At 60.1% G+C, this 23359-nt stretch carries 29 protein-coding genes; 12 read left to right on the forward strand and 17 right to left on the reverse strand.

The window, feature by feature from the left end:
• Positions 1-88: 88 nt before the first annotated feature.
• The 8 genes from hisG to HX873_RS05070 form a co-directional block, all read right to left on the reverse strand.
• Positions 89-724 (reverse strand): ATP phosphoribosyltransferase, encoded by a 636-nt coding sequence (gene hisG, locus HX873_RS05035; RefSeq protein ID WP_003188599.1) that lies wholly within the window; start codon positions 722-724, stop codon positions 89-91.
• A gap of 247 nt (positions 725-971) precedes the next feature.
• Positions 972-2237 carry a UDP-N-acetylglucosamine 1-carboxyvinyltransferase gene (gene murA / locus HX873_RS05040; protein ID WP_003216140.1) on the reverse strand — a complete coding sequence of 422 codons (1266 nt, stop codon included), beginning with the start codon at positions 2235-2237 and terminating at the stop codon, positions 972-974.
• A gap of 23 nt (positions 2238-2260) precedes the next feature.
• A complete protein-coding gene (locus tag HX873_RS05045; RefSeq protein WP_008434291.1) occupies positions 2261-2500 on the reverse strand; it encodes a BolA family protein in 240 nt (79 codons plus the stop codon).
• 114 nt (positions 2501-2614) lie between these two features.
• Positions 2615-2920: a lipid asymmetry maintenance protein MlaB gene (locus HX873_RS05050; RefSeq protein ID WP_177122443.1), complete on the reverse strand. Its 306-nt coding sequence runs from the start codon at positions 2918-2920 to the stop codon at positions 2615-2617.
• Positions 2917-3570, reverse strand: a complete 654-nt coding sequence (locus HX873_RS05055; RefSeq protein WP_003216135.1) for a phospholipid-binding protein MlaC — start codon at positions 3568-3570, stop codon at positions 2917-2919. The genes HX873_RS05050 and HX873_RS05055 overlap by 4 nt, the downstream gene beginning before the upstream one ends.
• An 11-nt stretch (positions 3571-3581) precedes the next feature.
• On the reverse strand, positions 3582-4049 hold the full coding sequence (gene mlaD / locus HX873_RS05060) for an outer membrane lipid asymmetry maintenance protein MlaD (RefSeq protein ID WP_003216133.1): 468 nt from the start codon (positions 4047-4049) through the stop codon (positions 3582-3584).
• Entirely contained in the window at positions 4049-4846 is a 798-nt protein-coding gene (gene mlaE / locus HX873_RS05065; protein ID WP_003216131.1) for a lipid asymmetry maintenance ABC transporter permease subunit MlaE, read from the reverse strand. The genes mlaD and mlaE overlap by 1 nt, the downstream gene beginning before the upstream one ends.
• Complete coding sequence (locus HX873_RS05070; protein WP_003216128.1) at positions 4846-5655, reverse strand: ATP-binding cassette domain-containing protein; 810 nt, start codon at positions 5653-5655, stop codon at positions 4846-4848. The genes mlaE and HX873_RS05070 overlap by 1 nt, the downstream gene beginning before the upstream one ends.
• Before the next feature lie 292 nt (positions 5656-5947).
• On the opposite strand from HX873_RS05070, the gene HX873_RS05075 reads away from it, so the two are divergent.
• The 10 genes from HX873_RS05075 to HX873_RS05120 all read left to right on the forward strand — a co-directional run bounded on the left by HX873_RS05075 (position 5948) and on the right by HX873_RS05120 (position 12997).
• Positions 5948-6922: a KpsF/GutQ family sugar-phosphate isomerase gene (locus tag HX873_RS05075; RefSeq protein WP_003216126.1), complete on the forward strand. Its 975-nt coding sequence runs from the start codon at positions 5948-5950 to the stop codon at positions 6920-6922.
• A complete protein-coding gene (locus HX873_RS05080; protein ID WP_087692862.1) occupies positions 6923-7447 on the forward strand; it encodes an HAD family hydrolase in 525 nt (174 codons plus the stop codon).
• A gap of 8 nt (positions 7448-7455) precedes the next feature.
• Positions 7456-8028, forward strand: a complete 573-nt coding sequence (lptC, locus tag HX873_RS05085; RefSeq protein ID WP_003216122.1) for an LPS export ABC transporter periplasmic protein LptC — start codon at positions 7456-7458, stop codon at positions 8026-8028.
• Positions 8015-8587 carry a lipopolysaccharide transport periplasmic protein LptA gene (gene lptA, locus HX873_RS05090; protein ID WP_023659193.1) on the forward strand — a complete coding sequence of 191 codons (573 nt, stop codon included), beginning with the start codon at positions 8015-8017 and terminating at the stop codon, positions 8585-8587. Before lptC ends, lptA begins: the two co-directional genes overlap by 14 nt.
• Positions 8587-9312 carry an LPS export ABC transporter ATP-binding protein gene (gene lptB, locus HX873_RS05095; RefSeq protein ID WP_003216119.1) on the forward strand — a complete coding sequence of 242 codons (726 nt, stop codon included), beginning with the start codon at positions 8587-8589 and terminating at the stop codon, positions 9310-9312. The genes lptA and lptB overlap by 1 nt, the downstream gene beginning before the upstream one ends.
• Positions 9313-9496: 184 nt before the next feature.
• Positions 9497-10990, forward strand: a complete 1494-nt coding sequence (locus HX873_RS05100; protein ID WP_003216117.1) for an RNA polymerase factor sigma-54 — start codon at positions 9497-9499, stop codon at positions 10988-10990.
• Positions 10991-11065: 75 nt separating this feature from the next.
• Positions 11066-11371 (forward strand): ribosome hibernation-promoting factor, HPF/YfiA family, encoded by a 306-nt coding sequence (gene hpf, locus HX873_RS05105; RefSeq protein WP_003216115.1) that lies wholly within the window; start codon positions 11066-11068, stop codon positions 11369-11371.
• Between the two features lie 12 nt (positions 11372-11383).
• Positions 11384-11848: a PTS IIA-like nitrogen regulatory protein PtsN gene (gene ptsN, locus HX873_RS05110; RefSeq protein WP_003216114.1), complete on the forward strand. Its 465-nt coding sequence runs from the start codon at positions 11384-11386 to the stop codon at positions 11846-11848.
• A gap of 2 nt (positions 11849-11850) precedes the next feature.
• Positions 11851-12708, forward strand: a complete 858-nt coding sequence (gene rapZ / locus HX873_RS05115; protein ID WP_003216111.1) for an RNase adapter RapZ — start codon at positions 11851-11853, stop codon at positions 12706-12708.
• A gap of 16 nt (positions 12709-12724) precedes the next feature.
• Complete coding sequence (locus HX873_RS05120) at positions 12725-12997, forward strand: HPr family phosphocarrier protein (protein WP_003216108.1); 273 nt, start codon at positions 12725-12727, stop codon at positions 12995-12997.
• Between the two features lie 20 nt (positions 12998-13017).
• On the opposite strand, the gene HX873_RS05125 is transcribed toward HX873_RS05120, so the two are convergent.
• Complete coding sequence (locus tag HX873_RS05125; RefSeq protein ID WP_177122444.1) at positions 13018-14019, reverse strand: SLAC1 anion channel family protein; 1002 nt, start codon at positions 14017-14019, stop codon at positions 13018-13020.
• A gap of 114 nt (positions 14020-14133) precedes the next feature.
• Here HX873_RS05125 and HX873_RS05130 point away from each other — a divergent pair, with 114 nt between their 5' ends.
• A complete protein-coding gene (locus HX873_RS05130; RefSeq protein ID WP_087692865.1) occupies positions 14134-15084 on the forward strand; it encodes a GlxA family transcriptional regulator in 951 nt (316 codons plus the stop codon).
• A gap of 13 nt (positions 15085-15097) precedes the next feature.
• Here HX873_RS05130 and HX873_RS05135 read toward each other — a convergent pair whose 3' ends face one another.
• The 6 genes from HX873_RS05135 to pmbA all read right to left on the reverse strand — a co-directional run bounded on the left by HX873_RS05135 (position 15098) and on the right by pmbA (position 20367).
• Positions 15098-15991 carry a ZIP family metal transporter gene (locus tag HX873_RS05135; RefSeq protein ID WP_177122445.1) on the reverse strand — a complete coding sequence of 298 codons (894 nt, stop codon included), beginning with the start codon at positions 15989-15991 and terminating at the stop codon, positions 15098-15100.
• Positions 15992-16022: 31 nt separating this feature from the next.
• The gene (locus HX873_RS05140; RefSeq protein WP_008434313.1) at positions 16023-16634 is read right to left on the reverse strand and encodes a superoxide dismutase; all 612 of its coding nucleotides are present in this window, start codon (positions 16632-16634) and stop codon (positions 16023-16025) included.
• Between the two features lies 1 nt (position 16635).
• Positions 16636-17079 (reverse strand): hypothetical protein, encoded by a 444-nt coding sequence (locus HX873_RS05145; protein WP_003216099.1) that lies wholly within the window; start codon positions 17077-17079, stop codon positions 16636-16638.
• 27 nt (positions 17080-17106) lie between these two features.
• A complete protein-coding gene (locus HX873_RS05150) occupies positions 17107-18483 on the reverse strand; it encodes an aspartate ammonia-lyase (protein WP_177122446.1) in 1377 nt (458 codons plus the stop codon).
• Entirely contained in the window at positions 18476-18871 is a 396-nt protein-coding gene (locus HX873_RS05155) for a FagA protein (RefSeq protein ID WP_177122447.1), read from the reverse strand. Before HX873_RS05155 ends, HX873_RS05150 begins: the two co-directional genes overlap by 8 nt.
• Positions 18872-19020: 149 nt before the next feature.
• Entirely contained in the window at positions 19021-20367 is a 1347-nt protein-coding gene (gene pmbA / locus HX873_RS05160; protein ID WP_003216094.1) for a metalloprotease PmbA, read from the reverse strand.
• A 108-nt stretch (positions 20368-20475) separates the two neighbouring features.
• Between pmbA and yjgA the strand changes: the two genes are divergently transcribed.
• Positions 20476-20997 (forward strand): ribosome biogenesis factor YjgA, encoded by a 522-nt coding sequence (gene yjgA, locus HX873_RS05165; protein WP_003216092.1) that lies wholly within the window; start codon positions 20476-20478, stop codon positions 20995-20997.
• A 45-nt stretch (positions 20998-21042) separates the two neighbouring features.
• On the opposite strand, the gene tldD is transcribed toward yjgA, so the two are convergent.
• A complete protein-coding gene (gene tldD, locus HX873_RS05170; RefSeq protein WP_010170608.1) occupies positions 21043-22485 on the reverse strand; it encodes a metalloprotease TldD in 1443 nt (480 codons plus the stop codon).
• A gap of 16 nt (positions 22486-22501) precedes the next feature.
• Positions 22502-23350: a carbon-nitrogen hydrolase family protein gene (locus tag HX873_RS05175; RefSeq protein WP_008437218.1), complete on the reverse strand. Its 849-nt coding sequence runs from the start codon at positions 23348-23350 to the stop codon at positions 22502-22504.
• Between the last annotated feature and the right edge of the window lie 9 nt (positions 23351-23359).

A 23359-nucleotide genomic window follows, 5' to 3' on the forward strand; every position in this document is an offset into this window, starting at 1 on the left:
CGAAAGTTAGCAGTCGATCCGCTTGGGCACCTGAGAATTCTGGCTATGAGGCGGATAGACGGGCGCGGCTTGGGGCCGCGCGGGTGAGTCAACCGCGGTGTCGAGACTCCACTGCCTTGCGCAGGGTGTCGATCAACGCCTGGATACGGGCGTGCTGCATTTTCATCGAAGCTTTGTTGACGATCAGCCGGGAGCTGATGTCGGCGATAAAGTCCTGGGGCTCCAGGCCGTTGGCGCGCAGGGTGTTGCCGGTGTCGACCACGTCGATGATCTTGTCGGCCAGGCCGATCAGCGGTGCCAGCTCCATCGAGCCGTAAAGCTTGATGATGTCGACCTGGCGGCCTTGCTCGGCGTAGTAACGCTTGGCAACGTTGACGAACTTGGTCGCCACCCGCAGGCGGCCTTTAGGCTCGACGTCACCGACGCGGCCGGCGGTCATCAGCTTGCACAGGGCGATACGCAGGTCCAGCGGCTCGTACAGGCCCTGGCCGCCGTATTCCATCAACACGTCTTTGCCCGCGACGCCGAGGTCGGCCGCGCCATGTTCAACGTAAGTTGGCACATCGGTGGCACGCACGATCAGCAGGCGAACGTCGTCCTGGGTCGTGGGAATGATCAGCTTGCGGCTCTTGTCCGGATTCTCGGTCGGCACGATGCCCGCTTCAGCCAGAAGCGGCAAAGTGTCGTCAAGGATGCGGCCCTTGGACAGTGCGATGGTCAACATGGGAAACGTCAGTCCTTCATCAGGCTATTGCTGTCCGGTCGCAATCGGCGCCAGACACAGATCGAGGCCATTACAGCCTCGACTTGAAACAAATCAGCTAACAGCATACATCGTCATGTGGCGAGGGAGCTTGCTCCCGCTGGGGCGCGAAGCGGCCCTGATCTTTGTTTAAAAAGACTGGGACTGCTGCGCAGTCCAGCGGGAGCAAGCTCCCTCGCCACAATGAACGTGTTTGCAGTTCCTGGAACTAGCCCGGTACGCGGCGGATTTTCGCGCCGAGCATCTGCAGCTTCTCTTCGATGCACTCGTAACCACGGTCTATGTGGTAGATGCGGTCGATGAGGGTGTCGCCGTCAGCGCACAACGCCGAGATCACCAGGCTGGCGGAGGCACGCAGGTCGGTAGCCATCACTGGCGCGCCCTTGAGCTTCTCGATACCGGTCACGATGGCGGTGTTGCCTTCGACCTGGATCTTGGCGCCCATGCGGTGCAGCTCGTACACGTGCATGAAGCGGTTTTCGAAGATGGTCTCGATCACGGCACCGGTGCCTTCGGCAATCGCGTTCAGGGAAATGAACTGCGCCTGCATGTCGGTCGGGAACGCCGGGTACGGAGCGGTACGCACGTTAACGGCTTTTGGCCGCTTGCCATGCATGTTCAGCTCGATCCAGTCTTCACCGGTGGTGATCTCGGCGCCGGCTTCCTTGAGTTTTTCCAGGACGGCTTCGAGGATGGTCGGATCAGTGTCCTTGACCTTGACACGGCCACCGGTGACGGCAGCCGCGACCAGGTAGGTACCGGTCTCGATGCGGTCCGGCATCACTTTGTAGGTAGCCGAATGCAGGCGTTTCACGCCATCAATGGTGATGGTGTCGGTGCCGGCGCCGGTGATGTTGGCACCCATGGCGATCAGGAAGTTGGCCAGGTCGACCACTTCCGGCTCGCGCGCGGCGTTTTGCAGCACGCTGCGGCCATTGGCCAGGGCAGCGGCCATCATGATGTTCTCGGTACCGGTCACACTGACGGTATCAAAGAAGAAGTTTGCGCCACGCAGGCCGCCTTCCGGCGCCTTGGCCTTGATGTAGCCGCCTTCGACGTCAATGGTTGCACCCATGGCTTCGAGGCCACGGATGTGCAGGTCCACCGGACGCGAGCCGATGGCGCAACCGCCAGGCAGTGCGACTTCGGCTTCGCCGAACCGGGCAACCATCGGGCCCAGTACCAGGATCGAGGCGCGCATGGTTTTCACCAGCTCGTACGGTGCGATCAGGGTCTTGATGGTGCGCGGGTCGATTTCGACGCTGAGTTTCTCGTCGATCACCGGCTCGATGCCCATGCGACCGAACAACTCGATCATGGTGGTGATGTCATGCAGGTGCGGCAGGTTGGCCACGGTAACCGGGCCATCGCACAGCAAGGTCGCTGCCAGGATCGGCAGGGCGGAGTTCTTCGCCCCGGAAATACGGATCTCGCCATCAAGACGAGCACCGCCGGTAATAATCAATTTATCCATAAGAATCTCGACGCCTTGGGGGCTCAGGTGCGCTCGGCCCAGGCCGCGCGGCTGAAAAATTTCATAGTGACCGCATGGATGCTGCCATCGGTGATCCACGGGTTCAAATGGGCATAGATCTGCTGCTGACGCTTGACCGGGCTCAATGCCGCCAGTTCATCGCTAATCACGTTCAGCTGGAAATTGCAGCCTTCGCCCTCAACTTCAACATTAGTTTCGGGCAGCTTTCCTTCAAGGAAGCTTTTAACTTCTAGGGCCTGCATGATCAACCTCTATGGGCGCCCAGTGCGCGCGGGTCGCACATCATACAAAAAAGCCCCGCGCCTGCGAACCCCGCATAGCAGGACTCTGACGGGGGGCTTCTTTAATAATGTGTATTAAGGATGCGCCAACAGCTCGGTCAGACCGGAAACCTCAGCGATTTCACGCATGTCTTCGGGCAATGCACGAATGCTCACCGGCTTTTTGACGGCCTGCGCATCGCGCATGAAACACAGCAGCAACGACAAGCCGACGCTGCTGGACTTCACCACCGCCGAGCAATCCAGCACCAGCGCAGGAGCGGTACTGGCATTGATCAGCGCCTGGCCCTGGTTGCGCAGGGCGGGCCCAGTGCTGTAATCCAGCACGCCGCTGAGCAACAGCTCACCGGACTCGCCAAGGCGAATGGCCGACTCGGTCATTGGGCAGGCTTCCCGGCAGCTTTGTCGGTTTCTTCCTTGGCCTTGGCCACTTCACCGGCCCAACCGTTGATGGTTTTGTCCAGGTCGTTGCCATTGCGCTGCATGGCATCCGCGAACTGGTCACGGAACAGCTTGCCAATGTTGATGCCGTTGATGATCACGTTACGCAGTTTCCACTCGCCGTTGACCTTCTCGAGCGTGTACTGCACAGGGTAGACCGCGCCGTTGTTGCCCTTGACGCTCATGTTGACGCTGGTGCGGTCACCCGACTCATCCCCGGCAGGGGCGACGGTAATCCCCTGGTTGTTGTACTCCAGCAGGGCGTTGCCATAGAACTGGAACAAGCCCTTCTTGAAGTTTTCCTGGAATGTCTGCATCTGCGCAGGCGTAGCCTTGCGCGAGTACTTGACGGTCATGATGCTTTTGGAAATACCTTCAGCATCAACAACAGGCCCGACAATCGTGTTCAGCGCGTTATAGAACTGACTCGGGTCCTGCTTGTACTTTTCCTTGTTGGCACTCAGGTCAGCCAACATCTTGTTGGTGGTGTCCTGCACCAGGTCATGCGCAGAACCGCCGGCAGCGGCGTTAGCCATCAACGGCAGTGCCGCGAGCAGTACCAACAGGCCACGTCGCAAAGTAGAGATCATGAACACATTCCTCATTTGGCGTCTTTATTGACGGTATTGAGCAGGAATTTACCGATCAAGTCCTCCAGCACCAACGACGACTGTGTGTCATGAATGGTCGAACCATCCTTGAGCAGGGCAGATTCCCCGCCGACGCTGATGCCGATGTACTTCTCGCCCAGCAGGCCAGCGGTGAGGATAGACGCAGTGGAGTCAGTCGGCAGGTTATCTACCTTCTTGTCCACCTGCATGGTCACACGGCCGGTGAAGCTGTCGCGGTCCAGATCGATTGCCGTGACCTTGCCGATGGTTACACCCGCCATGGTCACTTTAGCTCTGACAGTCAAACCGGCGATATTGTCGAAGTAGGCGTAAAGTTTATAAGTATCGGCGGTGGGGCTGGCCGATAGGCCGCTGACTCGCAGGGCGAGCAACAGTAAAGCCAGGATGCCAGCCAGCAAGAAAAGGCCGACACCGATTTCCACAGTGCGGTTTTGCATCAGAAATCTCCAAACATCAAGGCGGTCAAAATGAAGTCAAGGCCCAGTACCGCCAGCGAGGCGTACACAACGGTCTTGGTGGTGGCGCGACTGATCCCTTCTGAGGTGGGCTCACAGTCATAGCCTTGGAATACGGCGATCCAGGTCACTACAAAGGCGAAGACGATGCTTTTAATGATGCCGTTGAGCACGTCGCCGCTGAAGGTCACGCTGTTTTGCATATTGCCCCAGTAGGAGCCGTCGTAGACCCCCAGCCAGTCAACCGCGACCCAGGAACCGCCCCAGATTCCCACCACGCTGAACACCATCGCCAGCAGTGGCAGGGAAATGAAGCCGGCCCACAGACGCGGGGCAACAATGTACTTGAGCGGATCGACACCGATCATTTCCAGGCTGGACAGCTGTTCGGTGGCCTTCATGTTGCCGATTTCGGCCGTCAGTGCCGAACCGGCACGCCCGGCAAACAGGAGAGCGGTCACCACCGGGCCCAACTCACGCAACAGCGTCAGGGCAACCATCTGCCCAACAGCCTGCTCGGACCCGTAGCTGGAGAGGATATTGAAGCCTTGCAGCGCCAGCACCATGCCGATGAACACCCCGGAGACCACGATGATCACCAGAGACATCACGCCCACGGAGTGCAGTTGCTTGATCAGCAGGCCGAAACCGCCGCCAATACCGCCGCGGCCGAGCAAGGCATGAAACAGGAAAATCGTCGAACGCCCCAGCACACCGATGATATCGATGCCGGAGCGACCGAAAAGGCGAACCTTTTCGAGTAATGATGTCTTGCGCATCAGCGCTTCCCCAGAAGATCTGAGCGGTAGTCCGCTGCCGGAAAGTGAAAAGGCACCGGGCCATCGGGATCGCCGGTCATGAATTGGCGAATGCGCGGGTTGTCTGCGTTCATCAGTTCTTCAGGCGTGCCCTGCCCCAGCACCTGGCCATCGCCCACTACATATAGGTAGTCGGCAATGCTCGCGGTCTCGGCCAGGTCGTGGGAAACCACGATACTGGTGATACCCAACGCATCATTGAGCAGGCGGATCAGGCGTACCAGCACCCCCATGGCGATCGGGTCCTGGCCAACGAAAGGCTCGTCGTACATGAGAATCTGCGGGTCGAGGGCGATGGCACGCGCCAGGGCGACACGACGCTTCATGCCTCCGGACAACTCGTCGGGCATCAAATCGATAGCACCGCGCAGCCCGACGGCCTGCAATTTCAGCAACACAATGTCACGAATCATTTCATCGGACAGCTGTGTATGCACCCGCAGCGGGAACGCCACGTTTTCGAAAACATCGAGATCGGTAAACAACGCGCCGCTCTGGAACAGGACGCCCATGTGTTTGCGGGCATCGAACAGGTCACTGCGCGAAAGGGTCGGCAGGTTCTGGCCATTGACCCAGACTTCACCGGCGGAGGGGCGCAATTGCATGCCCATCAGGCGCAGCAGCGTAGTCTTGCCGCAGCCGGAAGGCCCCATGATGCCCGTGACTTTGCCGCGGGGAATGCGAATATCCACATTATTGAAGATGCTGCGCGTACCGCGCTTGAAGGAAAGGCCCTTCAGCTCGACCGCGTAGGCGTTATCGGCACTCATCTAAACTCCTTGGGATGCAGCCTTTCACTCAGACACTTTGTTTTCGACAAATGCTTGCGCCGAATAGACAAAAAGGCCGTGCGGACCGAACTGGCCGCGAACTATATCACTGCTGGTACAGCGCCCCCAAGGCCGGAACAGAGCTTGTTCAGAAACAGGACAGCTAAAAAATCCTGGCTGAGGTTCAATCTCAACCACAGGTGGATTGAATAAAGCCTGACGAACTTGTGTGAGGGAATTGATCATTACCGTTATAATCGCCGACTTTTCGTCAGGCTATACGATTTCAGACATGAGCCAATCCAGCGACCTTATTCAATCCGCACAACGCACCATCCGCCTCGAGCTTGAAGCCGTAGAAGGCTTGCTGGCCCATATCGACGCGGATTTCGTACGCGCCTGCGAGATGATTCTGGCCAGCAAGGGCCGCGTAGTGGTGGTCGGCATGGGCAAATCCGGGCATGTCGGCAACAAGATCGCCGCCACCCTGGCGAGCACCGGGACCACCGCGTTCTTCGTGCATCCGGCCGAAGCCAGCCACGGCGACATGGGCATGATCACCCGGGACGACATCATCCTGGCACTGTCCAACTCCGGCACCACCAACGAAATCGTGACCCTGCTGCCGCTGATCAAGCGCCTGGGTATCCAGCTGATCAGCGTGACCGGCAACCCGGACTCGACGCTGGCAAAAGCCGCCGAAGTGAATTTGAACGTGCACGTTGCCCACGAGGCCTGCCCGCTGAACCTGGCACCGACCTCCTCCACCACCGCTGCCCTGGTCATGGGCGATGCGCTGGCCGTGGCATTGCTGGAAGCCCGCGGGTTTACCGCCGAAGACTTCGCGTTTTCCCACCCGGGCGGCGCCCTTGGCCGTCGCCTGCTGCTGAAAGTGGAAAACGTCATGCACGCCGGCGACGAGCTGCCACAAGTGCCACGCGGCACCTTGCTGAAAGATGCCTTGATGGAAATGACCCTCAAGCGCCTGGGCATGACCGTAATCCTGGAGTCCGACGGGCGGCTGGCCGGGGTCTTCACCGACGGCGACCTGCGCCGCACCCTGGACCGCAACCTCGACATCCAGACCGCCACCATCGACGAAGTCATGACGCCTCACGGCAAGACCGCACGCCCTGACATGCTCGCGGCCGAAGCACTGAAGATCATGGAAGACCACAAGATCCTGGCGCTGGTGGTGGTCGACAGCGACGACCGTCCGGTTGGCGCCCTGAACATGCACGACTTGCTGCGTGCGGGAGTGATGTAAATGACCACCGACCTGTTGCAACGGGGCAAGCACATCAAGCTGGCGATTTTCGACGTCGACGGCGTGCTGACGGATGGCCGCCTGTACTTTCTGGAAGACGGCAGCGAATTCAAGACGTTCAACACCCTCGACGGCCAGGGCATCAAGATGCTGATGGCGGCGGGCGTGCAAACCGGCATCATCAGCGGTCGCAAGACCCCGGTTGTGGAACGCCGCGCACAAAACCTGGGTATTCCTCACCTGTATCAGGGCCGCGAGGATAAACTGGTGGTTCTGGACGAGCTTCTTGGCCAACTCAACCTAAGCTATGAGCAGGTTGCGTACCTGGGTGACGATTTACCCGACCTGCCGGTGATTCGCCGGGTCGGCCTGGGCATGGCCGTGGCCAATGCGGCGGCGTTCGTTCGCGAACACGCCCATGGTGTAACCACCGCCCGCGGCGGCGAAGGCGCCGCCCGCGAGTTCTGCGAGTTGATTCTGCGCGCCCAAGGCAGCCTTGAAGCGGCCCACGCCGCCTACCTATAGAGCGTTTTATGCTGAGTAAAAAGATTCGCAATTTCCTGATACTTGCAGTCATCGCCGCGGTTTTCCTCGCGGTCGGCTACTGGAATATCAGCCCGGAGCGCTTCCTCGACAAGCCGGTTGCACAGGTTGACGAGAGTGCTATCGACTATTACGCCATCAACGCCCACAGCATCCAGTACCTGCCCGATGGCAAGGTCCAGTATGAAATGACCTCCGACAAGGTCGAACACTTGAAGGCCTCCGAGGTCACTTTGCTGACCAAGCCGGACATGAACCTGTACCGCGGCGCCGAATTTCCGTGGCACGTCACCAGCGAGCGTGGCGAGGTCAACCCGGACGGCACCCAAGTGGAACTGATTGACTCGGTGCGGGTAGCCCGCACTGACGCCAAGAACCGCGACACCATTATTACCAGCAGTCGCATGACCGTATTCCCACAGAAGCAATATGCGCAGACCGAGCAAGACGTTAGAATTGACGGCGCTGGCGGTGTATCGACTGGCAAGGGAATGAAAGCGTATTTGAAAGAAAGCAGGATACACCTGCTATCGAACGTAAGAGGACAGTATGAGGCTCGTTAAAACCCTCCCTATTTTGCTCGGCCTGGGCGCAGCACTGGGAAGCGTGAGCGCCTGGGCTCTGCCGAACGATAGCCAGCAACCGATCCACATTCAGGCTGACGATGCGCAGCTGGATGACAAGCAAGGTATCGCGACCTACACGGGCAGCGTGATCATCACCCAGGGCTCGATGAAAGTGACGGGTAACACCGTGACACTGACTCGTACCCCGGCAGGCGATATCGACGTGGTCACTTCGGTGGGCAACCTGGCGTATTTCGAACAACTGCAGAAAGTGGGCGACCCTACGCCGGTCAAAGGCTATGGCAAGACGATCCAGTACCACGCCCAGCAAAACCGCATCGTGCTGATCGACCAGGCCCGGGTCATCAATGACGGCAACACCACCGACGGCGAAAAAATCGTCTACGACACGGTGAAGCAGATCGCCCAGGCCGGCCGTGCTACCGGCTCGAAAATCAGCACGCCGAAGCCGCGTATCGACATGGTTATCCAGCCGAAGCAGAAACCGGGCGCAGCCCAGCCGGCGCCGAAACCCGACGCGAAGAAGGCGAATTAATGGCAACCCTGAAAGCCCAGCATCTGGCCAAGGCTTATAAAAGCCGTCAGGTCGTGCGTGACGTCAGCCTGTCGATCGACAGCGGCCAGATCGTCGGCTTGCTCGGCCCCAACGGTGCCGGCAAGACCACCTGCTTCTACATGATCGTCGGCCTGGTGCAGGCCGATCAAGGCCGCGTCCTGATCGACGACCTGGACGTGAGCCACCAGCCTATGCACGGCCGTGCGCAGGCGGGTATCGGCTATCTTCCCCAGGAAGCATCGATCTTCCGCAAACTGTCGGTTTCCGACAACATCATGGCCATCCTCGAGACCCGCAAGGAACTCGACCGCGCCGGGCGCAAGAAAGAGCTGGAAAGCCTGCTGCAGGAATTCCACATCAACCACATTCGCGACAACCTCGGCATGAGCCTTTCCGGCGGCGAGCGTCGTCGTGTGGAAATCGCCCGTGCGCTGGCCACGGCGCCCAAGTTCATCCTGCTGGACGAACCTTTCGCCGGTGTCGACCCGATCTCGGTCGGCGACATCAAGCAGATCATCCATCATCTCAAGGCCAAGGGCATCGGTGTATTGATCACCGACCACAACGTCCGTGAGACACTCGATATCTGCGAAACCGCCTACATCGTCAACGATGGACAGCTGATTGCCGAAGGTGACTCTGCCACTATCCTGGCCAACGAACTGGTCAAGGAAGTGTATCTGGGTCACGAGTTCCGCCTGTAAACACGGTGGTATCAGGCCATTCGCCATGGAGCGCGGTAGTCAATAAAAACCTCAGTATTTTTATTGTTACCGCGCTCTAGGCAAAGCCCCCGATATCAGGCATATAATTTGCTTATGTTTGGCGCTCACGCGCCCTGTCGTGGATGGCGCATTGCGCCGGCGAATAAGGTGTTAAGCCCCTGCCATGAAACCATCGCTAGTCCTGAGAATGGGCCAGCAGCTGACGATGACACCGCAGCTGCAACAGGCCATCCGCCTGCTCCAATTGTCGACCCTGGACCTGCAACAGGAAATCCAAGAGGCCCTGGAGTCCAATCCGATGCTCGAACGCCAGGAAGAAGGCGACGACTTCGATAATGCAGACCCGCTGGCCGACAACATCGAGCAAAAGCCCAACCCCGACGTACAGGAACCCTCCTACCAGGAAACCGCCCCCACGGTGGATAACCTTGAGGAAGGCGAATGGAACGAACGCATTCCCAACGAACTTCCCGTGGATACCGCCTGGGAAGACGTCTACCAGACCAGCGCCAGCAGCCTGCCCAGCAACGATGACGACGAGTGGGACTTCACCACCCGCACATCAGCCGGCGAGAGCCTGCAGAGCCATTTGCTCTGGCAACTGAACCTGGCACCGATGTCCGATACCGATCGCCTGATCGCCGTGACCCTGATCGATTGCATCAACAACCAGGGCTACCTGGACGAGACCCTTGAGGAGATCCTCGAGGCGTTCGACCCGGAACTGGACATCGAACTGGACGAAATCGAAGCCGTCCTGCACCGCATCCAGCAATTCGAGCCGGCCGGCATCGGCGCCCGCAACCTCAGCGAGTGCCTGCTGCTGCAACTGCGCCAATTGCCGGCCAAGACGCCTTGGCTGAGCGAAGCGCAGCGCCTGGTCACCGACTACATCGACCTGCTGGGCAGCCGCGACTACAGCCAGCTGATGCGCCGCATGAAGCTCAAGGAAGATGACCTGCGCCAGATCATCGAGCTGGTGCAGAGCCTCAACCCACGCCCGGGCTCGCAGATCGAGTCCAGCGAAGCCGAATATGTCGTGCCCGACGTGATTGTGCGCAAGGACAACGAACGCTGGCTGGTGGAGCTGAACCAGGAATCGGTGCCGCGCCTGCGGGTCAATCCGCAATACGCAGGTTTTGTGCGCCGCGCCGACACCAGCGCCGATAACACCTTCATGCGTAACCAACTGCAGGAAGCCCGCTGGTTCATCAAGAGCCTGCAAAGCCGCAACGAAACCCTGATGAAAGTCGCCACCCAGATCGTCGAGCACCAGCGCGGCTTCCTGGAATACGGCGATGAAGCAATGAAGCCGCTGGTACTGCACGACATCGCCGAGGCGGTGGGCATGCACGAATCAACGATTTCCCGGGTGACCACGCAAAAATTCATGCATACCCCACGGGGTATATATGAGCTGAAATACTTTTTCTCCAGCCACGTCAGCACCTCCGAAGGCGGCGAATGCTCGTCCACGGCGATCCGCGCGATCATCAAAAAACTGGTTGCCGCGGAAAATCAGAAAAAGCCGTTGAGTGACAGCAAGATCGCTGGTTTACTGGAGGCACAAGGCATTCAGGTCGCCCGTCGAACCGTCGCCAAGTACCGCGAGTCCCTAGGGATCGCGCCTTCCAGCGAGCGTAAGCGTTTGATGTGACGGGCGGGCCATAGCGTTCCAGTGGCGGGTATTCCTACCCGCCGCTTTATGCACTGGCAACGAAGGAGAAGCTGTATGCAAGTCAACATCAGTGGACACCATGTAGAAGTCACCCCTCCATTGCGCGAATACGTCGAGCTGAAGCTGAAGAAGCTTGAGGGCCATTTCGACAAGATCACCAACGTGCAGGTCATCATGAAGGTCGACAAGCTTCAGCAGAAAATCGAAGCGACACTTCAGATACCCGGTGGCGAAGTGGTCGCCAATGCCGAACATGAAGACATGTATGCATCAATCGACTTGCTCACAGACAAGCTTGACCGCCAACTTAAAAAGCATAAGGAAAAGCAGCAGAGCCTTCTTCAAGGCACTGGCCGCTAACACTCCCCACCCATGATCCGACTTGAAACCATCCTGACCCCCGGCCGTTCCCTCGTGAACGTGCCGGGCGGCAGTAAAAAGCGCGCCCTCGAACAAATTGCCAACCTGATCGGCCGCGAAGTGCCCGAACTGGATACGCAAGCTGTGTACGAGGCTCTGATCGCCCGTGAAAAGCTCGGCTCCACCGGCTTTGGCAACGGCATCGCCATTCCTCACTGCCGCCTGCAAGGCTGTGAGTCTCCAGTCAGCGCCCTGCTGCACCTGGACGCCCCTATCGATTTCGACGCCATCGACGGCGCGCCGGTCGACCTGCTGTTCGTGCTGCTGGTCCCGCAAGCTGCCACCGATGCGCACCTGGAGCTGCTTCGGCAGATCGCCAGCATGCTCGACCGCAAGGACGTACGCGACAAACTGCGTAGCGCCTCAAGCAATGAGGCGCTCTACCAGGTTGTCCTGGATGAACAAAACGGGCATTAATCATGCGTTTGATCATCGTCAGCGGCCGTTCCGGCTCAGGTAAAAGCACGGCCCTCAATGTTCTTGAGGACAACGGCTTCTATTGCATCGACAACCTGCCCGCCGGCCTGCTACCGGAACTGGCGGAACGCGCGCTGATTCATACCGAGCTGGCGCAACCGCTGGTCGCCGTGTCGATCGACGCCCGCAACCTGCCCAGCCACCTCACACGCTTTCCTGAACTGCTCGAAGAAGTGCGGGCCAAGCACATCCATTGCGATGTGCTGTACCTGGACGCCGACGAAGAGACCCTGCTCAAGCGCTTCTCTGAAACCCGTCGCCGCCACCCGTTGAGCAGCCCTCATCGTTCCCTGGCCGAAGCCATCGAGGACGAGACCAAACTGCTGGGGCCGATCATTGACCTGGCCGACCTCAAGATCAACACCACCAGCCTGAACCTGTATCAACTGCGGGATGCGATCAAGCTGCGTCTGCTGAACCAGCCGGAGCCAGGCACGGCGTTCCTTGTCGAGTCGTTCGGTTTCAAGCGCGGCATGCCGGTGGATGCCGACCTGGTGTTCGATGTGCGCTGCCTGCCCAACCCGTACTGGAAGCCGGAACTGCGCGATCAGTCGGGGCTGGACCAACCTGTGGCCGAGTACCTGGCGGCGCAACCGGATGTCGAGGAAATGTACCAGGACATCTCCAGCTACCTGCTCAAATGGCTGCCGCGTTTTGCGGCCAGCAATCGGGCTTATGTCACCATCGCCATTGGCTGCACCGGCGGCCACCACCGATCCGTCTACCTGACCGAACGCCTGGGCAAGGTGCTGCAACAAACCCTCAAGAACGTCCAGGTTCGCCACCGCGACCTCAGCTGAAAGGAACACCCCCGCGATGCCCGCTCTGGAAATTGAAATCATCAACAAGCTGGGCCTGCACGCCCGGGCCTCGGCCAAGTTCGTCGGCGTCGCCGGGCAGTTCCCTTGCCAGATCCGCGCCGGGCGCACCCCGGAATCCATGGTCGACGGCAAAAGCATCATGGCCATGATGATGCTGGCTGCGGGCAAGGGCACGAAGATTCATTTGAAGACCGAAGGCGAGCAAGAGCAGGAAGCGATGGATGCCCTGGTAGCGTTGATCAATAATTTCTTTGATGAGGGCGAGTAGGTAATCGCCCCTCCCCTGCGTCAGTTGGACAGCAGTTTGCCGTTGAACAGAATCTTCAACGTCTTGACCGTCAGTACGGCCAGGGCGATCGTCAGGAAAGCCAGGATCAGATAGGCAATCGCTTCCAGGATCACGCCTCCTTTGGCATCGGCATATTTCAACGCAGCGTTGCTCAATGCCGCAATCGGAAAGCTGATTGCCCACCAGGCAGGAGAAAAAGGCGCGGCCTGACGGAATACTTTGAATGCCAGCACCCCAAACAGGAACAGGCCAAAGTAGAAGAGCACGCTGGCAAAATAGTCGACGCTGCCAAAGAAGTTGGTGTAAGCCAGAAAGCCGACTTCAAAGGGGGCGATAAGTATAATCAGCGAAGGTGTCATACCTTTGGCCATCACCGGCTCGTGAACCAGACGTGAAAAAATTCGCGTGAAGAACACCAGCGCAATCACACTCCCTACCGCCATCGCGAACAGATTGAACTCGTATGCCCACGCCATGGGCATGTGGGCACCTGTCACCGCGATGTCGAGCGCCGCCACCCCCGGGATCAGCCAGGCAGGCACCGCATATTGCGACTCCTGATTACCGGACAACAGTCGCGAGAGCACAATTGCCGCCAGGATCATGGTCAGCAGGCTACCCAACATCCAAAGCCCCTGGCTGATCAGGGTGCTAGCTGAACCTACGACTGCCGACAGCAGCAGCAACGCGATCGTCACCGTGCCAAAGAAATTTCCTGATATCGGGTGATTGAACTCGGCTTTGACCGCCGCAGGGTATTTAACCCATTTGGTGAGATACCCCGCCACCAGTGCGATAAACACCAGAATGGCAAACCCACCAATGACCGCTCCGATCATTTGCGCGTAAGCCACATATTCACTGGCGGACTGCCAGGCCAGGCTCAGGCCGGCCAACCCCATCACGGCGCCAAACAAATTGATGGGAAGATTCTTGATGGACCCCGACCGCTCGCTCGATTCGACAGCGAAGGGGGGAAGTGGCGCGTTACAGATGCTCATGCGGGTCTCCGGTTGACGATAAAGCACGTGACGGACAGTGTCGCCTACCTCCCCTCTGTCCTATAGTGTCGCTTAGCGACGATTTCAGCCATTTCCACTACGGAGACCGACACCATGCGAATTGCCCTCCTGGCGTTTCCCCGTGTGCAAATGCTGGATGTCGTGGGCCCTGCCGATGTGTTCGCTGAAGCGGCCAGGCAATTGGGCAATTCCCGTGCATACCGGATCTCGGTCATCGGTACCGTCGCGGGGCAGATCAAGGGAACCAATGGGCTTCGCCTGGCCACGGATGACTCCATCGAGACGTTCAAGGGGGCTATCGATACGCTGCTGATCGCAGGAAGCCCCAGCGTGAATGACGTGGCACACGACGCCCACCTGCGGGACTGGGTGCGCTACCAGGCCACGCGCGTGCGGCGGATAGGCTCGGTTTGCAGTGGCGCTTTTGTGCTGGGGGCTGCTGGCTTGCTGGTCGGGCGACGCGTCACCACGCACTGGAATTCCAGTGCATTGCTGGCCCGGCAATACCCCGATGCCGTGGTCGAACCGGACAGCATTTTTATCCGCGACGGTAACCTGTACACCTCCGCCGGTGTGACGGCCGGTATGGATCTGGCGCTCGCGTTAGTCGAGGAGGACCACGGCCGTGATTTGGCGCTCAGTGTGGCCAGGGAAATGGTGATGTACTTCAAACGGCCGGGCGGCCAGTCACAGTTCAGCGCCCAACTGGCGGCACAGACCGCAGAGCGCACGAACATTCGCCAGATACAGACCTATATCGTCGACAACCTGGCCGCAGACCTGAGCGTGGCATTGCTGGCCCAGCGCGCTGACATGAGCGAACGCAACTTTGCCCGGGTATTCAAGGCCGAGGGTGGATTCACCCCTGCCGAGTTCGTGGAGCTGGCACGTATCGACCAGGCACGGCGGCTGATCGAAGGCTCGAATGTCTCGCTCAAACGCCTGGCCGATCAGGTCGGCTATGCCAATGTTGATGGGTTCCGGCGCGCCTTCGTTCGCCGCCTGGGCGTTACCCCCAGCGACTACCGCAAGCGCTTCTTGTAGAAGCGCGACAGCCTCAGCCCAACGCCGTATCCATCACCATCATCAAGCAAAACCCGATACACAGCCCCAGGCTGGCGAGCTTGTCATGGCCATTGCGCCGCGACTCGGGAATGACTTCGTGAGTCACCACCAGCAGCATGGCCCCGGCCGCCAGCGCCAGCCCCAGCGGCAACAGCACCTGAGCCAGGCTCACCAGCCAGGCACACAGCACCGCAAACACCGGCTCCACCAGCCCTGACGCCGCGCCGATCAGGAACGCCTTGACCCGTGACATCCCTGCCCCGGCCAGCACCAACGCAATCACCAGTCCCTCCGGCACATCCTGCAAGGCGATACCCATGGCGAGGCTGTCGGCATCCGGCATGCCGCCGCCTGCCGAGACACCCACGGCCATGCCTTCGGGAATGTTGTGGGCAATGATGGCGAACACAAACAGCCAGATACGCGGCGGTATCACCGGATGCTCCGGACTGCCCACGAGCATTTCCGGGGTGGCGCCGGAGACCTTGCGATCCACCAGATACAGCCCGAACGCGCCCAGCATGATGCCGAAACTGATCAATCCACTGGCGCCCCATGGCGTCAGCCCCAGGCTTTGGGCAGCCGCAATACCCGGCACGATCAGCGAAAACGCCGTAGCGGCCAACATCACCCCGGCACCGAAGCCGAGCAGCGTGTCGCTCACCGCCAATGGCATCCGGCGGATCACCAGTACCGGCACGGCACCCAGGGCGGTGCCGAGCGCGCAGATGGCCCCGCCCTGCAAGGCACGCAGGATGCGCGATTCCAGGTCAAGCCAGGCCAGCCCTTGGGCCACCAGCAATGCAGTTCCTGCCAATAGCAGCAGCGAGCCAAACGCATAACGAAACATTCGCACGCTGCTGATCGCCAGTGTTTCAGTGCCCATAGTCGGCCTTAGATCTTGTTATAGAGGAGTTTCAGCCCAGCGCAGCCTGGTAGCGGCCGGCAACTTCCGGCCAGTTGATGACGCTGTAGAACGCATTGATGTATTCCGGACGACGGTTCTGGTACAGCAGGTAATAAGCGTGTTCCCAGACGTCCAGACCGAGGATTGGCGTATTGCCGTTCATCAACGGGCTGTCCTGGTTGCCGCTGCTTTCCACCACCAGGGTCTTTTGCGGCGTCACGCTCAACCACGCCCAGCCGCTGCCGAAACGGGTCAAGGCAGCTTTGGTGAAGGCCTCTTTGAAGGCGTCGAAACCGCCCAACTGCTCGTCGATGGCGTCACCCAGCGCGCCGTCTGGCTTGCCGCCGCCCTTGGGCGACATGACAGCCCAGAACAACGAGTGGTTGGCGTGGCCGCCGCCCTGATTGATCACCGCCGCCCGGAGTTTTTCCGGCAGTTGCTGGACGCTGGACACCAGTTTCTCCACCGGCCAAGCGGCAAACTCGGTGCCTTCGACGGCTGCGTTGAGGTTGTTGATGTAGGTCTGGTGGTGCTTGGTGTAGTGGATCTCCATGGTTTGCGCGTCGATATGCGGTTCAAGGGCATCGTAGGCGTAAGGCAAGGCCGGCAAGGTGTAGGACATATCAATGAGCTCCATAAAAAGGGCTGTTGCGGGTCGACGCATCCGATGGCGCCACGTTGCTGCCCAGCAGGCGGTGGGTACGTGGGTACTCACCGTGATCGCTGATGAAATTCAGCAGTTCGACGTAGGTCTTGCTGCTCTGGCGCAGGGCCGCTTCCCGCAATAGCGGGTTAAGACGGGTGTCTTGCATGGTCTGCAACAGGCGCTGGTGAATGGCGCAGAGGTATTCCGCGCTTTCTTCCGGCTGGTTCAGGCGCAAGTGCAGGTCGGCCAGGTTGTGATGGGAAATGACGCAAGCCGCCACCGCTTCGTCGGCATCCGCCCAGCGCTCAAACAACACTTGAGCCAGGGCCAGGGCTTGCAGGTAGGCCTCGCGGGCATCTACCAGCTCGCCCGCCATAAAGCAGCGATTGGCCCGTTCGATCGTGCGTTTCCAGTGCTCCATGGTGAGCCTCCAAAGCAGGGTCGGTGATTACACGCCGCCAGCCGTGAGCTTTTCCGGATCCAGCAGGATTTCCAGTTGGCTGCGGGGCAAGTCGGTATGTTCAAGCGCCACATCAATCACCGGACGGCCTTGTTGATAGGCCCTCTTGGCGATTTCGGCGGCCTTTTGGTAACCGATGATCGGGTTCAGTGCGGTCACCAGGATCGGATTGCGCGACAGCGCTTCCTTGAGCTTGGCTTCGTTGACCTTGAAGCTGGCGATGGCCTTGTCGGCCAGCAGTCGGCTGGAGTTGGCCAGCAACTCCAGGCTGCCGAGCAGGTTCTGGGCAATGATCGGCAGCATCACGTTGAGTTCGAAGTTGCCGGACTGGCCGGCGATGGTAATCACCGTGTCGTTGCCGATGACTTGTGCGGCAACCATGGCGGTGGCTTCCGGGATCACCGGGTTGACCTTGCCGGGCATGATCGAAGAGCCCGGCTGCAGGCCTTCCAGCTCGATTTCACCAAGGCCCGCCAATGGGCCGGAGTTCATCCAGCGCAGGTCGTTGGCGATTTTCATCAGGGACACGGCGGTGGTCTTGAGCTGCCCGGAGACCGCGACGGCCGTGTCCTGGGAGCCGATCAGCGCGAACAGGTTCTTGCCTGGGGTGAACTGGACGTGGGTCAGGCTGCTCAGTTGCTGGCTGAAGCGCGCTGCAAACTCCGGATGCGCATTGATCCCGGTGCCGACTGCAGTGCCACCCTGGGCCAGCGCCTGCAAGCTCGGCAGCAGGTCTTGCAGATGGCCGATATTGGCCTTGAGCTGCTGCGCCCAGCCATTGAGCACCTGGCTCATGCGCACCGGCATGGCGTCCATCAGATGCGTCCGACCGGTCTTGACGAAACGGTGCACCTCCTCGGCCTTGTGCTCGATCACCTGGACCAGGTGCAGCAGCGCCGGCAGGGTCTGTTCGTGCAGCACCAGTGCCGCGCTGACGTGAATGGTGGTCGGGATGATGTCATTGCTGCTCTGGCCGCAGTTGACGTGATCGTTAGGGTTGACCGGCTCGCCCAGCAAGCGGCTGGCGAGGGTCGCAATCACTTCGTTGGCGTTCATGTTGGAGCTGGTGCCGGAACCGGTCTGGAAGATATCCACCGGGAAATGCTGCATGAAATCGCCTTCCAGCAAGCCTTGGGCGGCATCAACGATGGCCTTGCCCTGGGCTTCGCTCAGTTGTTTCAGCTCGACGTTGGCTTTAGCGGCGGCAGCCTTGGCCAGGATCAACGCACGAATGAACTGCGCCGGCATGCGCTGGTGGCTGATGGGAAAGTTGTTCACCGCACGCTGGGTTTGTGCGCCATACAAGGCTTCGGCGGGCACTTGCAGTTCGCCCATGCTGTCGCGTTCGATACGGGTGTTACTCATCGGAAGATCCTTGCACCAGGTCAGAGTGAGAAATCGATGGCAGCAATTCGCAGGTCGCCAATTGCCAGGCAAAGGTCTGCCAGCGCTTGAGGCGGCAGGCACAGTGGGAAAGTTTTTCCAGGTCGCGCAACGGGCGCCAGGCCTGGTCCAGGCACATGGACCGCCAGTGCCAGGGCAAGGCGATGTCGGAGGCGGTGTCCAGCAGCAGGCGGAATGAGGTTTCGCCGATGGTCCACGGGTGGGTCGCAGTGCAACAGGCGAGGTACCGGCCTTCGGCCAGATAATGTTCGATCAGGCGGGGCTCGTCGGGAGCAAGGCCGCAACGAATCTGACGATTCATCCAACGCCAGCTTTCCAGGTAGGGATCCTCATGCAGGACAGAACTCATGATCCACACTCATTCGGTAATGATATTTATTATTAAATGATATTGAGAATCAAAACAAGAGCCTGAGGGAGTCACTCGGAATTCCAGGCACAAAAAAAGGCGCGCCACCCAATGGGTGGCGCGCCTTCTTTATGGCGTCTGTCGGCGGATTAGCTGCCGGCGACGGTCATCTTTTCGATCAACACCGAACCGGTGCGGATGTTGCTGCGCAGTTCCAAGTCATTACCCACCGCGACAATCTGCTTGAACATGTCACGCATGTTGCCCGCGATGGTCACTTCCTGCACGGCGAACTGGATTTCGCCATTTTCCACCCAGAAACCCGCCGCACCACGGGAGTAATCACCCGTGACCATATTCAGGCCATGGCCCATCAACTCGGTGACCAGCAAGCCACGGCCCATGCGCCGCAACAGCGCCGCCTGGTCTTCATCGCCATGGGTGATGAACAGGTTGTGTACGCCACCGGAGTTGGCGGTGCTTGGCAGGCCGAGTTTGCGACCGGCGTAGGTGCCCAGCACATAGGACACCAGCTCACCGTTCTCGACGAATGGCTTGGCATAGGTGGCCAGGCCATCACCGTCAAACGACGAACTGCCCATGGCGCGCATCAGGTGCGGGCGCTCATCGATGGTCAGCCATTCCGGGAACAGCTTCTGGCCAATCGCACCTTCCAGGAACGACGACTTGCGGTACAGGTTGCCACCGGAAATCGCCCCAAGGAAACTGCCGAACAAACCACCGGCCAGTTCCGCCGAGAACAACACCGGCACTTCACAGGTCGGCACCGGGCGCGCGCCCAGGCGGCTGGCAGCACGCTGCGCGGCGCGCTGGCCGATGAGTACCGGGTCCATCAGCAATTCGCCCTGGCGGTTCACGTCGTACCAGTAATCACGCTGCATCTGGCCGTTGGCTTCGGCGATCATCACGCAGCTCAGGCTGTGACGCGTCGAGGCATAACCGCCGATAAAACCGTGGCTGTTGCCGTATACACGGCAACCCTGATGAGTACTCAAGGTGGTGCCATCGGCGTTCTTGATCCGGCTGTCGGCATCGAATGCCGCCGCTTCACAGGTCAAAGCCTGTTCAATAGCCTGTTCCGGGGTGATGTCCCAGGCATGGAACAGGTCAAAATCCTTCAAGTCCCGAGCCATCAGGGCTGCATCAGCCAGGCCGGAGCTTTCATCTTCGGAGGTGTGCTTGGCAATCGCCAGCGCTGCTGCAACGGTTTCGCGAATCGCTTCCGGGCCGCTGGCAGAAGTGCTGGCCGAGCCCTTGCGCTGGCCCACGTACAAGGTGATGCCAAACCCCTGGTCGCGGTTGAATTCGACGGTTTCCACTTCCCGCTGGCGCACCGAAGTCGACAACCCCTGCTCCAGGGACACCGCCACTTCACAGGCACTGGCCCCCTGGCGCTTGGCCTCGGCAATGATCTGCTCGACTTGTTCCTGCAGTGCCGGTAACGCTTGCGGACCGACGCTTTGGGCTGCACTCATGGTTTTCTCCACTCAAATTCTGCTTTCGGTTAAGGCCTTCTAGCGACCGGGCCGGACAAGCGGCCCCCGACTGGTTATCATGGCGGCGTTTCTTTGCGGACTGCCACCATGGTTGATTCTTACGACGACTCCCTCGATGGGGAGAAAAGCAAATCTCAGGTCAAACGCGAGCTGCATGCTCTGGTTGACCTCGGCGAGCGCCTTACAACACTCAAGCCTGACTTGTGTGCAAAACTGCCATTGACCGACGCCCTGCGCCGGGCTCTGAACGATGCGCCCAAGCACACCGCGAATATCGCGCGTAAACGGCACCTCATGTTCATCGGCAAACTGATGCGCGACCAGGACACTGACGCCATTCTGACGTTGCTCGATCAACTCGATGCCTCCACTCGCCAGTACAACGAGCGCTTCCATAACCTGGAACGCTGGCGTGATCGCCTGATCGCTGGCGATGACGCGGTACTGGAGAAGTTCGTCATCGAGTACCCGGATGCCGATCGCCAACAATTGCGCTCCCTGATCCGTCAGGCCCAGCACGAACTGGCGCAAAGCAAGCCACCGGCCTCCAGCCGAAAAATCTTCAAATACATCCGTGAGCTGGACGATAGTCAACGCGGCCTGCGCTGACCCTCTTCCCCGGGTGGCGGCCTTCGCCACCCGAAGCTCCCGTTCTTACGACCCCGTGCCACCCACGGTGATCGCATCGATTTTCAAGGTTGGCTGGCCGACACCCACCGGCACCGACTGACCATCCTTGCCGCACGTCCCCACACCGCTGTCCAGCGACAGGTCGTTACCGACCATCGACACCTTGCTCATGGCTTCCGGGCCGTTGCCAATCAACGTTGCACCCTTGACCGGCGCGGTGATCTTGCCGTCTTCGATCAAATACGCCTCGCTGGTGGAGAACACGAACTTGCCGCTGGTGATGTCCACCTGCCCACCACCGAGGTTGGCGCAGTAGATGCCGCGTTTCACCGAGGCGATGATTTCGGCCGGATCGCTTTCGCCGCCGAGCATGTAGGTGTTGGTCATGCGCGGCATCGGCAGGTGCGCGTAGGACTCGCGACGACCGTTACCGGTGCGGGCCACGCCCATCAGGCGCGCGTTGAGCTTGTCTTGCATGTAGCCCTTGAGCACACCGTTTTCGATCAGTGTGGTGCACTCGGTCGGGGTGCCTTCGTCATCGACGCTCAACGAACCGCGACGCCCGGCCAGGGTACCGTCATCGACGATGGTGCAGAGCTTGGACGCAACCATCTCGCCCATGCGCCCGCTGTAGGCGGAACTGCCCTTGCGGTTGAAATCACCTTCCAGGCCGTGGCCCACCGCTTCATGCAGCAGCACGCCGGACCAGCCAGAGCCCAATACCACCGGCAACGTACCCGCCGGGGCCGGAATTGCTTCCAGATTGACCAGGGCCTGGCGCAACGCTTCACGGGCATACCCCATGGCGCGGTCTTCGGTGAGGAAATAACGGTAGTCGGTACGCCCACCGCCGCCATGGCCACCGCGCTCGCGACGGCCATTCTGTTCAACGATCACGCTGACATTGAAGCGCACCAGCGGCCGCACATCCGCCGCCAGGCCGCCATCGGTGGAGGCCACGAGGATGCGTTCCCACACCCCGGCCATGCTTACGGTGACTTGCTGGATACGCGGATCCAGGGCGCGGGTCGCCGCGTCCACACGCTTGAGCAGCTCGACCTTTTCGGCGCGGCTGATCACTTCCAATGGGTTATCCGGGGCATACAGCTGGGCCACGTCCTGGGTGCTGAACGCCTGCACCGTGCCGTTTTGCCCGGCACGGGAGATCGAACGCGCTGCGCGAGCCGCCAGCCCCAGGGCTTCCAGGGTGATGGCGTTGCTGTAGGCAAAGCCGGTTTTTTCACCGGACTGCGCACGCACACCCACGCCTTGGTCGAGGTTGAAGCTGCCTTCCTTGACGATCCCGTCTTCCAGGGCCCAGGACTCGGAAATCTGCCCCTGGAAATATAGGTCCGCAGCGTCGATGCCTGGCCCGGCCAGATCGCCGAGGACCGTTTGCAAGCTTTCGATGGTCACGCCACCAGGCGCCAGGAGGTGTTCACTGACTGAGGACAACAACTCGCTCATAGGTTTGGCCTTAAATTCATCGTTCTGAAGCAGGTCGCTGTGCGCCCTGCGAGAAAAAGCGCCGGTGGCCCGCCACCGGCATGCGCGTCCGTATCGACGCCTGTTCGCTGCTATCGCGTTCGGCCAACAACACCGCCTCGCCTTGATCCTGTTGTGCCAGCACGCGCCCCCATGGGTCGATGATCGCTGCATGCCCGAAGGTTTCCCTGGGCCCCGGATGCACGCCACCCTGGGCGGCCGCCAGCAGGTAGCACTGGGTCTCGATGGCACGCGCACGGATCAGCACATCCCAGTGCGCGGCGCCGGTTACCGCTGTAAAGGCCGAGGGCGCGGTGATCAACTCGGCACCCGCAGCGCGCAATTCGCTGTATAGCTCCGGGAAGCGCAAGTCGTAACACACCGTCAGCCCCAGGCGGCCGACCGGCGTATCGGCGACGACCACCTGGCTACCATGAGCATAGTCATCGGATTCACGATAACGACCCCGGGCATCGGCCACATCGACATCGAACAGGTGCAGCTTGTCGTAGCGGGCAACGATTTCGCCCTGATCATCGATCAGCAGCGAGCAGGCATTGGACTTGGCGTTCGGCTGATCCTTTGGGGGCAGCGGCAAAGTGCCGGCCACTATCCATAAGGTGAGGTCGCGGGCGGTCTGTTTCAACCATGGCAGGATCGGACCTTCGCCCAAGGCCTCGGCGCGACCGATATCGGCCACATCGCGACGGCCCATGGCGGCGAAGTTTTCCGGGAGTACCGCAAGCCTTGCACCGCCCGCCGCCGCTTGCTCCAGCAGGCGCCGAGCCTGAGCCAGGTTGGCCAGCACATCGCTTTGGCTGACCATTTGAATTACCGCAAAGGACATGGGCCCACA

The sequence above is a fragment of the Pseudomonas sp. P7758 genome (genome assembly GCF_013386485.1).
Lineage (GTDB): Bacteria > Pseudomonadota > Gammaproteobacteria > Pseudomonadales > Pseudomonadaceae > Aquipseudomonas.

Coding starts and splice junctions, on each gene's coding strand:
- tldD (WP_010170608.1), bottom strand. CDS start 22,485: ATGAGCGAGTTGTTGTCCTCAGTCAGTGAACACCTCCTGGCGCCTGGT.
- yjgA (WP_003216092.1), top strand. CDS start 20,476: ATGGTTGATTCTTACGACGACTCCCTCGATGGGGAGAAAAGCAAATCT.
- mlaD (WP_003216133.1), bottom strand. CDS start 4,049: ATGCAAAACCGCACTGTGGAAATCGGTGTCGGCCTTTTCTTGCTGGCT.
- pmbA (WP_003216094.1), bottom strand. CDS start 20,367: ATGAGTGCAGCCCAAAGCGTCGGTCCGCAAGCGTTACCGGCACTGCAG.
- HX873_RS05150 (WP_177122446.1), bottom strand. CDS start 18,483: ATGAGTAACACCCGTATCGAACGCGACAGCATGGGCGAACTGCAAGTG.
- HX873_RS05045 (WP_008434291.1), bottom strand. CDS start 2,500: ATGCAGGCCCTAGAAGTTAAAAGCTTCCTTGAAGGAAAGCTGCCCGAA.
- HX873_RS05130 (WP_087692865.1), top strand. CDS start 14,134: ATGCGAATTGCCCTCCTGGCGTTTCCCCGTGTGCAAATGCTGGATGTC.
- murA (WP_003216140.1), bottom strand. CDS start 2,237: ATGGATAAATTGATTATTACCGGCGGTGCTCGTCTTGATGGCGAGATC.
- HX873_RS05080 (WP_087692862.1), top strand. CDS start 6,923: ATGACCACCGACCTGTTGCAACGGGGCAAGCACATCAAGCTGGCGATT.
- lptA (WP_023659193.1), top strand. CDS start 8,015: ATGAGGCTCGTTAAAACCCTCCCTATTTTGCTCGGCCTGGGCGCAGCA.
- rapZ (WP_003216111.1), top strand. CDS start 11,851: ATGCGTTTGATCATCGTCAGCGGCCGTTCCGGCTCAGGTAAAAGCACG.
- HX873_RS05050 (WP_177122443.1), bottom strand. CDS start 2,920: ATGACCGAGTCGGCCATTCGCCTTGGCGAGTCCGGTGAGCTGTTGCTC.
- HX873_RS05120 (WP_003216108.1), top strand. CDS start 12,725: ATGCCCGCTCTGGAAATTGAAATCATCAACAAGCTGGGCCTGCACGCC.
- HX873_RS05155 (WP_177122447.1), bottom strand. CDS start 18,871: ATGAGTTCTGTCCTGCATGAGGATCCCTACCTGGAAAGCTGGCGTTGG.
- HX873_RS05140 (WP_008434313.1), bottom strand. CDS start 16,634: ATGTCCTACACCTTGCCGGCCTTGCCTTACGCCTACGATGCCCTTGAA.
- ptsN (WP_003216114.1), top strand. CDS start 11,384: ATGATCCGACTTGAAACCATCCTGACCCCCGGCCGTTCCCTCGTGAAC.
- mlaE (WP_003216131.1), bottom strand. CDS start 4,846: ATGCGCAAGACATCATTACTCGAAAAGGTTCGCCTTTTCGGTCGCTCC.
- HX873_RS05145 (WP_003216099.1), bottom strand. CDS start 17,079: ATGGAGCACTGGAAACGCACGATCGAACGGGCCAATCGCTGCTTTATG.
- HX873_RS05075 (WP_003216126.1), top strand. CDS start 5,948: ATGAGCCAATCCAGCGACCTTATTCAATCCGCACAACGCACCATCCGC.
- HX873_RS05135 (WP_177122445.1), bottom strand. CDS start 15,991: ATGGGCACTGAAACACTGGCGATCAGCAGCGTGCGAATGTTTCGTTAT.
- hisG (WP_003188599.1), bottom strand. CDS start 724: ATGTTGACCATCGCACTGTCCAAGGGCCGCATCCTTGACGACACTTTG.
- hpf (WP_003216115.1), top strand. CDS start 11,066: ATGCAAGTCAACATCAGTGGACACCATGTAGAAGTCACCCCTCCATTG.
- HX873_RS05100 (WP_003216117.1), top strand. CDS start 9,497: ATGAAACCATCGCTAGTCCTGAGAATGGGCCAGCAGCTGACGATGACA.
- lptB (WP_003216119.1), top strand. CDS start 8,587: ATGGCAACCCTGAAAGCCCAGCATCTGGCCAAGGCTTATAAAAGCCGT.
- HX873_RS05070 (WP_003216128.1), bottom strand. CDS start 5,655: ATGAGTGCCGATAACGCCTACGCGGTCGAGCTGAAGGGCCTTTCCTTC.
- HX873_RS05055 (WP_003216135.1), bottom strand. CDS start 3,570: ATGATCTCTACTTTGCGACGTGGCCTGTTGGTACTGCTCGCGGCACTG.
- lptC (WP_003216122.1), top strand. CDS start 7,456: ATGCTGAGTAAAAAGATTCGCAATTTCCTGATACTTGCAGTCATCGCC.
- HX873_RS05175 (WP_008437218.1), bottom strand. CDS start 23,350: ATGTCCTTTGCGGTAATTCAAATGGTCAGCCAAAGCGATGTGCTGGCC.
- HX873_RS05125 (WP_177122444.1), bottom strand. CDS start 14,019: ATGAGCATCTGTAACGCGCCACTTCCCCCCTTCGCTGTCGAATCGAGC.